The sequence below is a fragment of the Pseudonocardia sp. OZ21 genome (assembly GCF_059359135.1).
The window spans coordinates 438,196-450,336 of the sequence record NZ_JCADBN010000004.1 but is presented as its reverse complement, the minus strand read 5'-3'; the positions used below and the strand labels follow the sequence as shown (position 1 = coordinate 450,336).

Annotated in this window: 13 protein-coding genes; 2 read left to right on the top strand and 11 right to left on the bottom strand. The window is 72.3% G+C overall.

Annotated features, from left to right (window positions below; all coding sequences use genetic code 11):
• Positions 1 to 181 precede the first annotated feature (181 nt).
• Positions 182 to 973, bottom strand: coding sequence for an SDR family NAD(P)-dependent oxidoreductase (locus AC5L35_RS12025; RefSeq protein ID WP_495059658.1), 792 nt, complete (start codon positions 971 to 973; stop codon positions 182 to 184).
• A gap of 110 nt (positions 974 to 1,083) precedes the next feature.
• On the opposite strand from AC5L35_RS12025, the gene AC5L35_RS12020 reads away from it, so the two are divergent.
• Positions 1,084 to 1,707 (top strand): TetR family transcriptional regulator, encoded by a 624-nt coding sequence (locus AC5L35_RS12020; RefSeq protein ID WP_495059657.1) that lies wholly within the window; start codon positions 1,084 to 1,086, stop codon positions 1,705 to 1,707.
• Between the two features lie 25 nt (positions 1,708 to 1,732).
• On the opposite strand, the gene AC5L35_RS12015 is transcribed toward AC5L35_RS12020, so the two are convergent.
• From AC5L35_RS12015 to egtA, 6 genes are all read right to left on the bottom strand, one after another.
• Positions 1,733 to 2,317, bottom strand: a complete 585-nt coding sequence (locus AC5L35_RS12015; protein ID WP_495059656.1) for a non-oxidative hydroxyarylic acid decarboxylases subunit B — start codon at positions 2,315 to 2,317, stop codon at positions 1,733 to 1,735.
• A 381-nt stretch (positions 2,318 to 2,698) separates the two neighbouring features.
• The gene (locus tag AC5L35_RS12010; RefSeq protein ID WP_495059655.1) at positions 2,699 to 3,163 is read right to left on the bottom strand and encodes a cupin domain-containing protein; all 465 of its coding nucleotides are present in this window, start codon (positions 3,161 to 3,163) and stop codon (positions 2,699 to 2,701) included.
• A gap of 99 nt (positions 3,164 to 3,262) precedes the next feature.
• Positions 3,263 to 4,234, bottom strand: coding sequence for an L-histidine N(alpha)-methyltransferase (gene egtD, locus AC5L35_RS12005; RefSeq protein WP_495059654.1), 972 nt, complete (start codon positions 4,232 to 4,234; stop codon positions 3,263 to 3,265).
• Positions 4,231 to 4,989 carry an ergothioneine biosynthesis protein EgtC gene (gene egtC / locus AC5L35_RS12000; protein ID WP_495059653.1) on the bottom strand — a complete coding sequence of 253 codons (759 nt, stop codon included), beginning with the start codon at positions 4,987 to 4,989 and terminating at the stop codon, positions 4,231 to 4,233. Before egtC ends, egtD begins: the two co-directional genes overlap by 4 nt.
• Positions 4,990 to 4,995: 6 nt before the next feature.
• A complete protein-coding gene (gene egtB, locus AC5L35_RS11995) occupies positions 4,996 to 6,333 on the bottom strand; it encodes an ergothioneine biosynthesis protein EgtB (RefSeq protein ID WP_495059652.1) in 1,338 nt (445 codons plus the stop codon).
• On the bottom strand, positions 6,330 to 7,709 hold the full coding sequence (egtA, locus tag AC5L35_RS11990; RefSeq protein ID WP_495059651.1) for an ergothioneine biosynthesis glutamate--cysteine ligase EgtA: 1,380 nt from the start codon (positions 7,707 to 7,709) through the stop codon (positions 6,330 to 6,332). Before egtA ends, egtB begins: the two co-directional genes overlap by 4 nt.
• A gap of 120 nt (positions 7,710 to 7,829) precedes the next feature.
• On the opposite strand from egtA, the gene AC5L35_RS11985 reads away from it, so the two are divergent.
• Complete coding sequence (locus AC5L35_RS11985; protein WP_495059650.1) at positions 7,830 to 8,399, top strand: TetR/AcrR family transcriptional regulator; 570 nt, start codon at positions 7,830 to 7,832, stop codon at positions 8,397 to 8,399.
• A gap of 18 nt (positions 8,400 to 8,417) precedes the next feature.
• On the opposite strand, the gene AC5L35_RS11980 is transcribed toward AC5L35_RS11985, so the two are convergent.
• The 4 genes from AC5L35_RS11980 to AC5L35_RS11965 form a co-directional block, all read right to left on the bottom strand.
• A complete protein-coding gene (locus tag AC5L35_RS11980) occupies positions 8,418 to 8,645 on the bottom strand; it encodes a hypothetical protein (protein ID WP_495059649.1) in 228 nt (75 codons plus the stop codon).
• A 147-nt stretch (positions 8,646 to 8,792) separates the two neighbouring features.
• Complete coding sequence (locus tag AC5L35_RS11975; RefSeq protein WP_495059845.1) at positions 8,793 to 10,760, bottom strand: ABC transporter ATP-binding protein; 1,968 nt, start codon at positions 10,758 to 10,760, stop codon at positions 8,793 to 8,795.
• Positions 10,761 to 10,867: 107 nt separating this feature from the next.
• Positions 10,868 to 11,671, bottom strand: coding sequence for an enoyl-CoA hydratase/isomerase family protein (locus AC5L35_RS11970; RefSeq protein WP_495059648.1), 804 nt, complete (start codon positions 11,669 to 11,671; stop codon positions 10,868 to 10,870).
• Positions 11,672 to 11,699: 28 nt separating this feature from the next.
• Positions 11,700 to 11,909 carry a helix-turn-helix domain-containing protein gene (locus AC5L35_RS11965; protein ID WP_169400030.1) on the bottom strand — a complete coding sequence of 70 codons (210 nt, stop codon included), beginning with the start codon at positions 11,907 to 11,909 and terminating at the stop codon, positions 11,700 to 11,702.
• Between the last annotated feature and the right edge of the window lie 232 nt (positions 11,910 to 12,141).

Sequence of the window (12,141 nt, the reverse complement as noted above, 5' to 3'; positions counted from 1 at the left end):
TCGACGGAGCGCTGGCGTCAATGTATGATTGACACCAGTTCTCTTGATCAGAGCGAGATTCGGGTTTACGGTCCTCCAGAGGGCGAAGACGCGGATCGCGCAACGATCATGCTGGTACGCACCTGGTGGCTGGACACCCGACACTCCCCCACGGCGCCGTTGCCGCGGGCGGGCGGGCCGGTTACGCCAGCTGCTTGGGACGGGTCATGCCCTCTCCCACCTTGGCCATGGTGGCGCGGGGCAGGAAGCGCGGCATCAGCGCGGTGAGCTTCCACCGCAGCCCGACGACGACGAGCGGCCGGTTCCTCTCGACGGCGGCCAGGGCCGCGGCGACCACGCCCTGCGGTGGGGCCTTGGGACCGAAGCGGGCCTCCTCGTCGTTGCCGAGCACGTCGTAGTACTCGGTGTCGGTGGCCGCGGGGCAGACGGCGACCACACGCACCCCACGCTCCCGGTTCTCCGCCCACAGCGCCTCGCTGAACGACTGGGTGAAGGCCTTCGACGCCGCGTACACGGCCTGGTGGGCGAGGGGCTGGAACGCCCCTGCCGACGACACGTTGATCACCACCCCGTCGCGCCGCTCGACCATTCCGGGCAGGTACGCATGCGTCAGGTCGACGATCGCCGCGACGTTGACCATCACCTGGGCGTGGTCGGCGTTCGGATCGATGGTCTCGTAGCGACCATAGGTGCCGAAGCCGGCGTTGTTGACCAGCGTGTCGACGCGCACGTTCAGCGCGTCGGTCCGGCTCCGGATCTCGGCCACGGCGCCCGGCCGGGCCAGATCCGCCGCCACGACGTGCGCTGTGATGCCGTGAGCCCGCTCCAGCTCGCCCGCCAGGTCGGTCAGCCGGTGCTCCCGGCGGGCGACCAGCACCAGGTTGCAGCCTCGGACAGCGAGCTCGCGCGCGAAGGCCGCGCCGATCCCTGAAGACGCCCCGGTGACCAGGGCGGTACGGCCTGCATAGCGCATCGTGACCTCGCGGTACTCGAACTCTCGAACTTCGGACGGCCGAGCGTACTGGTACTCAGTTCCGATTGGGACACAGTCCCATTCGGGCCACGGCTCTATAGTCGTCGCTCGTGACCGACCCCGCGCCGCTCTCCCTCCGCGAGCGCAAGCAGCAGCGCACCCGGCAGGCCATCCGGGACGCCGCTCTGGAGCTCTTCGCCGAACACGGCTACGACGCGGTCAGCGTCACCGAGATCGCCGCCCGCGCCGAGGTGGGCCGCAGCACCTTCTTCCGGTACTTCGCCGACAAGCAGGAGGTGCTGTTCGACGACGACTCCGGGATGCACCTGCTCCTCGCGCAGGCTGTCGGGCGCGCCGCGGCTCCGATGGCCCCGCTCGGCAGTTCCCTGCGCAACGCAGTGCGCGCCTTCCACTCCGCCGCGGTCGTCCTCGCCGAGGCGAAGGCACGCGAGGCAGTGCACCACAGCCCGGTGCGCGACCAGCTGATCGCCACCCACCCGCAGCTGCAGTCGTGCAATCTCGCGCGGGAACGCGGGTATACCGACGCGGGCCTCGCCGCGCTGATCGAGCACGGGGCCGACCCCCAGACCGCGCGGCTGGCCGCCCACATCGGCACGGTCTGCTACGCGCTGGGCCACGACGAGGTGATCGACGACCCGCTCCGCCTCCCCGATGCCGTCGACAAGGCGTTCCGCCGGCTCGCGGAACTCCAGGAGCGGGAAGACAGCGCCTGACAGCCGGCCGCGGAGCTACGCTCGGTCAGGGCGGTGGTGACTCCTGGCGCGGTGGCCCCGCCCAGCGGCGCGCCTCCGGAGCCGGCAGGTCCAGCTGGTCGAGCACCCGCGACACGATGTGGTCGACCACGTCGGCCACGGACTGGGGGTGGTTGTAGAAGGCGGGCATCGGCGGCACGAGCACCGCTCCCATCCGGGTCAGCGCGAGCATGTTCTCCAGATGGATCTCGCTGAGCGGGGTCTCGCGCGGGACGAGCACGAGCTTGCGGCGCTCCTTGAGGGTGACGTCGGCGGCACGGGGCAACAGGCCGTCGGCGTACCCGGTGCGGATCCCGGCGAGGGTCTTCATGCTGCAGGGGACGACCACCATCCCGTCGGTCCGGAACGAGCCCGACGAGATCGGGGCGGCCTGGTCACCGTGGCCGTAGACAGCGTCGGCCAGCTTCCCGACCTCACGCACGGTGTAGGGGGTCTCCAGCTCGATCGTGACCCGCGCCCACCGGCTCAGCACCAGATGCGTCTCCACGTCCGGCATCTCGTGCAGCGCCTCGAGCAGCCTGACACCGAGCGCCGCACCGGTGGCCCCGGTCATCCCCACGACCAGCTTCATGCCCCGCTCCCCTCGTTCGCCTGGTCAGGTCGGCACGCCCGCACAGCGACCCCGGCCAGTGGGTGCGCGCACTCGTCCCGCCCTCGAACGGCGCGCCGAGGTGACCACTCCCCCTTGCCCGCGCCGGCCGCCGCCGGGCCGGGCGTCACCGGCGGTCGGGAGCAGCACCCGAGCAGCCCCAGCCTACGGTTCGGGGTGTTCTTCCCGGCCGCACCGAACGGCCCGGAACGGCCGGTCCGGCCCGGCACGGGCGCTTCGGAGCAGCGCCGACAGGACCGAACGGCCCAATACGGGAGCCTCCGCAGCGGCCTGTCGTTCCGGATGTGACCTCTGCCGGGTCGCCGGCCGGCCCCGTCAGGAGCCACGAGATACCGGTCACGTTCAGGGCGCCGGGTGCGCCGGGTCCGTCCAGAGCACCTGCTCGGGTTCGCTCACGCCCTCGATGTCCAGGTTCACCACGATCGGTTCCTGCCCGCTGCGCGTGAGCACGCACTCGAGAGGCTCGTCGTCCAGCGCGTTGATCTCCTGGTGCGGCACGAACGGCGGGACGAAGATGAAGCCGCCCGGACCGGCCTCCGCGGTGAACTCGAGGTTGTCGCCCCACCGCATCCGGGCCCGCCCGCGCACCACGTAGATCACGCTCTCCAGCTCACCGTGGTGGTGGGCGCCGGTGCGGGCACCCGGGTGGATGGTGACCGTGCCCGCCCACAGCTTCTCCGAACCCACCCTTGCGTGCGTGACCGCCGCCGCGCGATGCATACCCGGCGTCTGCGGGGTGTTGCTGTCCAGTGCATCCCCGGGAATCACCCGCACCCCGCTGGTCCGCCACGCCCCGTCGTCGCTCATCGCACGAGATTAACCCCGCGCGCACATCGCACGGAGGAGCCGTAGTGCTGTCGGAGGCCCCCTCCAACAGCACTACGGCTCCATAGTTCCGCCGGGTCGTCAGGCGGCGGTGGCGAGGGTCAGTGCGAAACGGTCCTGGGGGTCGGTCCACACGCGGGTGACCGTGAAGTCGGCGGCCGCCAGCATCGCGCGCACCCCGGAGGGGCGGAACTTGGCGGAGATCTCGGTGCACATCTCCTCGCCCTTCGCGAACTGCACCTGCAGGTCGAGCTCGGCGAGCGTGACGGTGATGTCGCGCCCGGCCACCAGCCGCATCTCGATCCACTCCCGCTCGGTGTTCCACACCGCGCGGTGGGCGAACGCCTCGACGGGGAAGTCGGCGCCCAGCTCCCGGTTGAGCACGCGCAGCACGTTGCGGTTGAAGTCGGCCGTGACACCGGCCGGGTCGTCGTAGGCGCGGACGAGCACGTCCTCCTCGATCACCAGCCCGGTGCCGAGCAGGAGCTGCTCGCCGGGCTGCAGCACCGCGCGCAGCTGGTGCAGGAACGCCGCCCGCTCCACGGGCCGCAGGTTGCCGATGGTGCCCCCGAGGAACGCGACCATCCGGCGGTCGCCCCGCGGCAGGCGGTCGAGATGGCTGGTGAAGTCGCCGACCACGCCGTGGAGCTCGAGCTTCGGGTACTCCGCGGCGAGGGCGTCCATCGCCTGGCGCAGGGCCGCCTCGCTGACGTCCTGCGGCACGTACCGGCGCAGCGACCCGGCCCGCGCGAACGCGTCGAGCAGCAGCCGGGTCTTGGCCGAGGACCCCGACCCGAGCTCCACGAGCGTGTCGGCACCCGAGGCCACCGCGATCTCGTCGGCGCTGCGGTCCAGCAGCGCCCGCTCGGTGCGGGTCGGGTAGTACTCCGGCAGCTCGGTGATCATCTCGAACAGCTCGCTGCCCCGGGCGTCGTAGAACCACTTGGGAGGCAACTGTTTGGGGACCGCCGTCAGACCGGCGCGCGCGTCGGCGCGCAGTGCGGCGTCGGCGTCTCCGTCGGTGAGGTGGATGTCGAGCAGGGCGGGGCTCATGAATCTCCCGATGTCGTCAGTTCTTCGACGCGCTGGTGACCCGGACGGGCCACCACGAGGTGCCGGTCCGGCACCGCGTTCCAGGTGGGGGAGCTGTCGATCGGCTCGGAGGCGACGAGCACGGAGTCGGGGGTGGTGCGCACCGACAGGGCGTGGTCCCAGGCCGTGGCCCAGATCCCGCTCCCGTCGGTGAGCAGCAGGTTCAGCCGCGATCCCGGCGCGGCCGCGGCCACCCCGGTGACGACGGCCGCCAGTGCGTCGGCCGGGTCGGCGCCGGCGCGCAGCCGGTGGCGCACCAGCGCCCACAGCAGCGCTGCGTCCGTCGGCGCGTCGAGCGTGATCAGGTCGACGGCGGGGAGACCGGAGGCGATCGGGGCGACCGACTGCGGCCAGCCGCGGACCACGCCGTTGTGGCTGAACAGCCACCGGCCCTCGACGAACGGAGCGGCGGCCGTGTCGGTGACCGGCATGCCGACCGTGGCCGACCGGACGGCCGCCAGCAGGGCGCCCGAGCGCGTGGCCCCCGCGGTGGCCGCGAAGGAGGCGTCGGACCACAGGGGAGCCGCGCTGCGGTAGCGCACCGCGTCGGCTCCGGCCGCGGGGTACCAACCGGCACCGAACCCGTCGGCGTTGATCGTGCCGCCCCCGCGCATGTCCGCGGGGGCGTAGGACTGCCGCAGCAGCCCGTGGGGTGCCTCCAGGACCAGTGACGACACTGTCACCGGCGGCCCGAGGTACGCCAGATGTCGGCACACGCCTCGCTACGCCGACTCGCCGGGTGAGACGTCCCGCGCGCAGCGGAAGCCCGCGAAGATCTGCCGGCGGATCGGGTGGTCCCAGTTGCGGAACGTGCCCCGGACGGCCCCCGGGTCGGTGCCGAAGGACCCGCCGCGCAGCACCCGGTAGTCACCCCCGAAGAACACCTGCGAGTACTCGGCATAGGGGAACACCTCGAATCCCGGGTAGGGGTGCCAGCCCGAGCTGGTCCACTCCCACACGTCGCCCATCAGCTGCTGGACGCCCAGCGGGGACGCCCCGGCGGGGAACGCTCCGGCCGGCGCGGGCTGCAGGTACCGCTGCCCGAGGTTGGCGTGCTCCGGGGTGGGGTCCTCGTCGCCCCACGGGAACCGCCGCGAACGACCGGTGGCCGGGTCGAACCGCGCGGCCTTCTCCCACTCCGCCTCGGTGGGCAGGCGCTTGCCCGCCCACCGCGCGTACGCCTCCGCCTCGTGGAAGCAGACGTGGACGACCGGCTCGTCGGCGGCCACCTGCTCGAGCACACCGAACCGCCGCCGGTACCACTCCCCCGAGCCGTCGCGCTCCCAGAACTGGGGTGCCGTGAGCCCGTCCTGCACGCGGTGGGCCCAGCCTGCCTCGCTCCACCAGCGCTGGTCGTCGTAACCGCCCGCCGCGATGAACTCGGCATACTCACCGTTGGTGACGGCCGCCGCGTCGATGACGAACGCGGGGACCTCCACGACGTGTGCCGGGCGCTCGTTGTCCAGCGCCCACGGCTCCGTGGACGTGCCCATCGTGAACGGGCCACCCGGCACCAGCACCTCACGTGCGGCGAGCGGCCGCCCGGCGGGCGGGGCGGGCGCGTGCAGCACCGGAGCGCCGACGCGGAGCTGGTGGGTGGCGAGCATGGTCTCGTCGTGCTGCTGCTCGTGCTGCACGATCATGCCGAACGCGAACCCGTGCTCCAGCAGCCTGCGCCCCGTGAGCGGGCTGCGGTCCAGGGCGTCGAGGGCCTTGTCGCGCACCTCCGCCACGTAGGTGCGGGCCTCTGCCGGGGTGAGCAGGGGCAGCTCGATGCGGCTGGCGCGGGAGTGCTGGAACGCGTCGTAGAGCGCGTCGATCTCGGGGCGCAGCGGATCGCGGCCGCCGACGTCGCGGACCAGCCAGAGCTCCTCCTGGCTGCCGATGTGGGCGTAGTCCCACACCAGCGGCGACATCAGCGGCGAGTGCTGGGCCACGAGGTCGGCCTCGTCGACGGCGTCGGTGAGCGCGGTGCTGCGAGCACGGGACGCGGTGAGCAGTGCGGCCACGCGGGTGCGCAGCTGTTCGGCGTCGGACGCGATCTGGTCGCTGACGGTCATGACGTCTCTCCCTCCGGAGGCTCCGGATGGTCGGCGCAGTCCTGTGCGCGGTCTTCTGGGCTGTCGTCTGCGGGATCGGGTAGGGAAGCCCTGGCGTGGTGGTCGGCGGGGCACAGGCCGCGCAGCACCAGGCGCTCGGTCATGTCGCCCAGGTCGTGGGTCACCCACGGCGGTGCACCGAGGGCCGGGAGCCGCGCGCCTGCCAGCTCGAACAGGACGCCGGCGGCCCGCGCGAGCACCGGATCGGCCAGGCCGTGGCGGGCGGCGTCGTCCCAGCGGTCCTGCGCAGGCTCGCACGCGGCCCGCGCCTGATCGGTGACGGCGGGGTCGGACAGCAACGCGGCGATCACAGCGACGGGCAGCGCCCACCGGCGCCCCGGCTGGGCGTCGACGTAGCGCACCTCGAGGTGCCCGTGCGGACGGACCGGCGGGAACAGTGTGGACACGTGGTAGTCGAGGTCGGCGGTGGTGGGCGGCACCGGGAGAGCACCCTTGATCCAGTCGGCGAACGTGATGCCGTGGGGCACCTGCCAGCCGTCGTCGCGGCGCACGACCAGCACCGTGGTGTCCAGCACCCGACGGGCCCACGCCCCGCCCGGATCGAACCCTGTGACGTCGGACACCGGCGGCGGGACCGTGCGCGCCGGATCGGCCCGCTGCCAGGACGCCCACCGCGAGGACTTCCAGCCCGTGCGCCTGCCGTGCATCAGTGGTGAGTTGGCGAACGCGGCCAGCAGCGTCGGCCCGAACGCGTGTACCGCGGCCCACCGACCTGCGACGTCGTGCTGCTCGCCCGAGTCGATGCACACCTGGACCGCGGCGGTGGAACACATCGCGCTGCGTCCGTGCGGGCCCAGCCGGTCGAACGCCTGCTCCATGGCCCGGTAGCGGGGAACGTCGAGCAGGCGGACCGGCGGACGGAGCGGGTCGGCGGCGCGGAGGTGGGGCTGGAGCCCCTGAGTGGCGAGCATCCGGTGCAGGGCGTCGGCGTCGGCGCGGACGGTCTGCAGGAGCCCCCCGAGATCGGGAAGGGGCCGGCTCGCGAGTTCGATCTGGCCGCCCGGTTCGACGGTGACGTCGGAGCCGGCCGGGAGCGGGAGGGCGGACGAGGACGGGTCGAGCGTGGTGGGCGTGTGCGGCCCGAGCGCTGTGACCAGCGCGGAGATGTCGGGCGGCACCTCGGGAGCCGACGGCCGGTGCAGCAGCCATTCGAGCTCCACCCCGACGAGCCGAGGTGGGCCGATCTTGAAGCAGACCGAGGCTACGTAGGCCTCCGCATCGGCGCAGTCGCGCAGGACGGATGGGCCCGCGTCGGGCGGGGCGGGGGCCGGAGCACCCACCGCCGAGACCATCGCTATGCCCACGTTCTCAGCCACGCCCGAGAACGCTACCCGCGGACTCCGACGATTTCAGGTCCTCGGACCCTCAGCCGTTGCTGATCCGTAAGGACTCTTCCCAAGACGTACGTACGTCCGGCTTCTCGCTATCCTCGACGGATGCCCCGCGTCAGCGCCGATCAGCTCGCCGCGCGGCGCCAGCAGATCCTGGACGGGGCCCGGTCCTGCTTCGCCCGCCACGGCTACGAAGGAGCCACGGTGCGCAGGCTCGAACAGTCCACGGGCCTGTCGCGCGGCGCCATCTTCCACCATTTCCGCGACAAGGACGCATTGTTCCTCGCACTCGCCGAACAGGACGCCGAGCGCATGACGGACATCGTCGCCCAGCAGGGCCTGGTGCAGGTGATGCGGGAGCTGCTGTCCTCACCCGAGCGGATCGACGCGGGCTGGACGGGCACGTTCCTGGAGATCGCCCGCCGGGGACGCACCGACCCGGGGTTCCGCGACCGCTGGCGGGCGCACGCCGAGGCACTCACCGCCGCCACGCAGGAACGGCTCGAACGCCAGGCGCTGGCCGGCACGCTGCGCGACGACGTCCCCGTGCCCGTACTGGCCCGTTATCTGGAACTGGTGCTGGAAGGCCTGGTCTCGCACCTGTCGATGGGCCTGCCCGCCGAGCATCTCAGTAGCGTGCTCGACCTCGTGGAGGGTGCGGTCCGGCGCCGCTGACGGCCCGGTGGGCGCCGTTCAGCCCCGCCCGCCGCCGATTCCCCGAGCCGGGTTCCAGCCGCCGGTGTCGGGCCGCTGAGCGTCGGGGGGAAGCGTCTCACCGCACGCCACGGCGCCTGCCGGGTGGACGTAGGAGTACCGCCACACCATGCTGCCGTCGGCATAGGCCTCCGCGACGTGGGCCAGGCGGACCACGGCCTCGCCATCGCCGATGGGCGCGTAGCAGCGCTCGCAGATCATGATCATGGTTGTGCTCCAGCCCGGCTGCACGTCGCCGACCGAGGACCGTCAGGGATTTGGGCGCTGCAGTCGGCGTCGACTCATCCGTCCAGAACTCCATCGTCCCTCGTCAACGCGCCGCCCGGACGTGTCCTCCCCCACGCCGTGCACCGGTCAGCCGACCAGGTGCTCCTCCCGGTGGCGCACGGTGCAGCCCTCGATGCCGCATTCAACGCCGACCGGCTCCGGCCCGTCGGCGGCCGTGGCAGCGGCGTCGGCGGCGGCGTCGGCGTCGGCGGCACCGTCGGCGAACTGTGTGCGGTGCAGCACCGCGTAGCGGCCGTCGAGTGCGAGCAGTTCCTCGTGGGTCCCCCGCTCGACGATCCGCCCGTGGTCGACCACCGCGATCTCGTCGGCGGCGCGGATCGTGGAGAGCCGGTGGGCGATCACGATGGCGGTGCGGCCCGCGAGCGCCTCGGCGAGTGCGGCCTGCACGGCGACCTCCGACTCGGAGTCGAGATGCGCCGTGGCCTCGTCGAGGATCACCACCCGCGGCCTGGCCAGCAGCAGACGGGCGATCGTCAGCCGCTGCCGCTCCCCTCCGGAGAGCCGGTACCCGCGCTCCCCCACCACCGTGTCGAGGCCGTCGGGCAGCGTGGCGAGCACCTCGCCGAGGCGGGCCCGGCGCAGCGCGTCGACGATCTCGGCGTCGGTGGCGTCCGGCGAGGCGTAGCGGAGGTTGGCGCGGATGGTGTCGTGGAACAGGTGCCCGTCCTGGGTGACCACGCCGACCGCGCCGCGCAGCGCGGCGAAGGTGAGGTCCCGCACATCGATCCCGGCGAGCTCGACCGCGCCCGCGTCGACGTCGTAGAGCCGCGGGACCAGCGAGGCCAGCGTGGACTTGCCCGCGCCGGAGGACCCGACGAGGGCGAGCAGCCGCCCGGGACCGACCTCGAGGTCGATCCCGTGCAGCACCTCCTCGTTGACCCGGTTGTCCAGCACGGCCACCTCCTCCAGGGAGGCCAGCGACACCTGCTCCGCGCTCGGGTAGCCGAACCGGACGTCGCGCAGCCGCACGCCGACCGGCCCGTCGGGCAACGTGACGGCCCCCGGCTTCTCGCTGATCATCGGCCTCAGGTCGAGCACCTCGAAGACCCGCTCGAACGACACGAGCGCCGTCATGACGTCGACGCGGGCGTTGGCGAGCGCGGTCATGGGCGTGTACAGGCGGGTCAGCAGCAGGGCGAGGGTGACCACGGTGCCCGGCTCGATCTGACCGGTCACCGCGAGGTAGCCGCCGAGGCCGTAGACCAGCGCCTGGGCCAGCGCCGACACCAGCGAGAGCGCGGTGACGAAGACCCGCGAGACCATCGCGGTACGCACGCCGATGTCGCGCACCCGCTCGGCCCGCTCGCCGAACTCGCGGGCCTCCGACCCCGGATGGCCGAAGAGCTTCACCAAAGTGGCACCCGGCGCGGAGAACCGCTCGGTCATCTGCGTGCTCATGCCGGCGTTGAGGTCGGCCGACTCGCGCCGCAGGTCGGCGATCGTGCGGCCCATCCGGCGGGCCGGCAGCACGAAGACCGGGAGCAGCAGGAGCGCCAGCAGCGTCACCTGCCAGGCGAGGCTGATCATCACGGCGAGGGCGAGCACCAGCTGGACGGCGTTGCTCAGCACGGACGCCAGGGTCGACGTGATCGCCGACTGCGCGCCCATCACGTCGTTGTTGAGCCTGCTCACGAGCGCGCCCGTACGGGTGCGGGTGAAGAAGGCGATCGGCATCCGCTGCACGTGCTCGAAGACCGCGCGGCGCAGGTCGACGATCAGCCCCTCGCCGATGCGGGAGGAGAACCACCGCGACACCAGGCCGACCACCGCCTCCAGCACGGCGAGGACCGCGATGCCGACGGCCAGGCCGAGCACGGTGCCCGCGGCCGTGGAGACGTCACCGCGGGCCACGATGGTGTTCACCACGCGTCCCGCCAGCACCGGGGTGAGCACCCCGATGGTCGCGGAGACCACCGTCAGCAGCAGGAAGGCCAGCAGCCACCGGCGGTAGGGCCGGGCGAAGGTCCAGATCCGCGGGACCGTGCCCTTCTTCACCGACGTCGGCGCGTCCACGCCGCGGGCCACGCCCCGCATCATCCCCCAGGCCCGGTCCACCGCGGCCCCCTTACTTACACGGTTACAGAAGCTGTCTCAGCGCAGCAACGCCGCGACGGCGTCCGTTTACTCCCGCTCGCGCCGGATCAACCCTCGGCGGGGACCATGGCCCGCAGGAGGCGCAGTTGCGCGGCCCGCTCGGCCGAGAGGGCGTCTGCGGGGTCGAGACCCTCGGCCACCCCGGAGAGCAGGCCGAGGGTCTCGGTGGCGGCCCCGGGTGGAGCGGTGAGAAGGGCGGAGACGAGGGCGTCGACCTCGGCGTCCAGTTCCCCGACGGGAACCGCACGCAGTGCGAGCCCCGACGCCACCGCCTCCTCCGCTCCCACCCGGCGCCCGGTCAGGCAGATCTCCACGGCGCGGGCGTAGCCCACGGCGTGGACGAGCGGGTGGGTACCGCCGAGGTCCGGGACGATCCCCAAGGAGGTCTCCGCCATGCAGAACTGCACGTCGTCGGCCACCACCCGCAGGTCGCAGGCCAGCGCGAGCTGGAATCCCGCTCCGATCGCGTGGCCCTGCACCCCCGCCACGGTGACCCGTGCCGGGTGCCGCAGCCACGAGAAACCGGCCTGGAAACCGGCGATGACCGCGTCGGCTTCCCGGTCGGGCAATGTCGCGATGCCGGCGATGCCGGGCGTTCCGTCGATCTCCTGCGCCGTGAAGAAGCGCTTGTCGAGACCGGCCGAGAACGCCCGACCCTCGCCACGTACGACCACCACTCGAACCTCGTCGGGAAGCGCCTCGCCTATCGAGCGAAGCGCCTCCCACGTGGTGGGCATCTGCGCGTTCAACACCTCGGGTCGCGCGAGCCTGATCGTCGCCCGCGAACCGTCGATGTCGAGCACGATCCCGCCGCGCTCGAGGAGACCGGGGTCCATCACCGCTGTCGTCATGCGGGCAGGCTAGCCCGCAGCGGATCTTCTACTTCTTCTTCGTACGCGTTGCCCCGCCGCGACCCCGCAGCGGAACGCCCGTCTCGCTCAGGACCCGGTGCACGAATCCGTACGACCGCCCCGTCTGCTCAGCGAGGGCCCGGATGCTCGCGCCCTTCTCGTACTTCTTCTTGAGATCTGTAGCGAGCTTGTCGCGCTGGGTGCCGGTGATACGTGCACCCTTCTTCAGGTCGGCCACGGCCGTTTCCTCCTCTGTCCGCGGCGGAACTTCCGCGCGCGGTTCGTTCCCGGCCCCCCGGTGCGCGCAATGATCGTCCTCCATGGAAGCTCTAACCAGGAGATCCACTCGATGATCGGTGAACGGTTCCGCCGAACGGACCACGCGGACGGGTGATCATTGCCGCACCGATCTCACCTCACTGTCACCCCCACGCCACCCCTTTGTCGCTCAGGAGAGCGCACTCGGGACT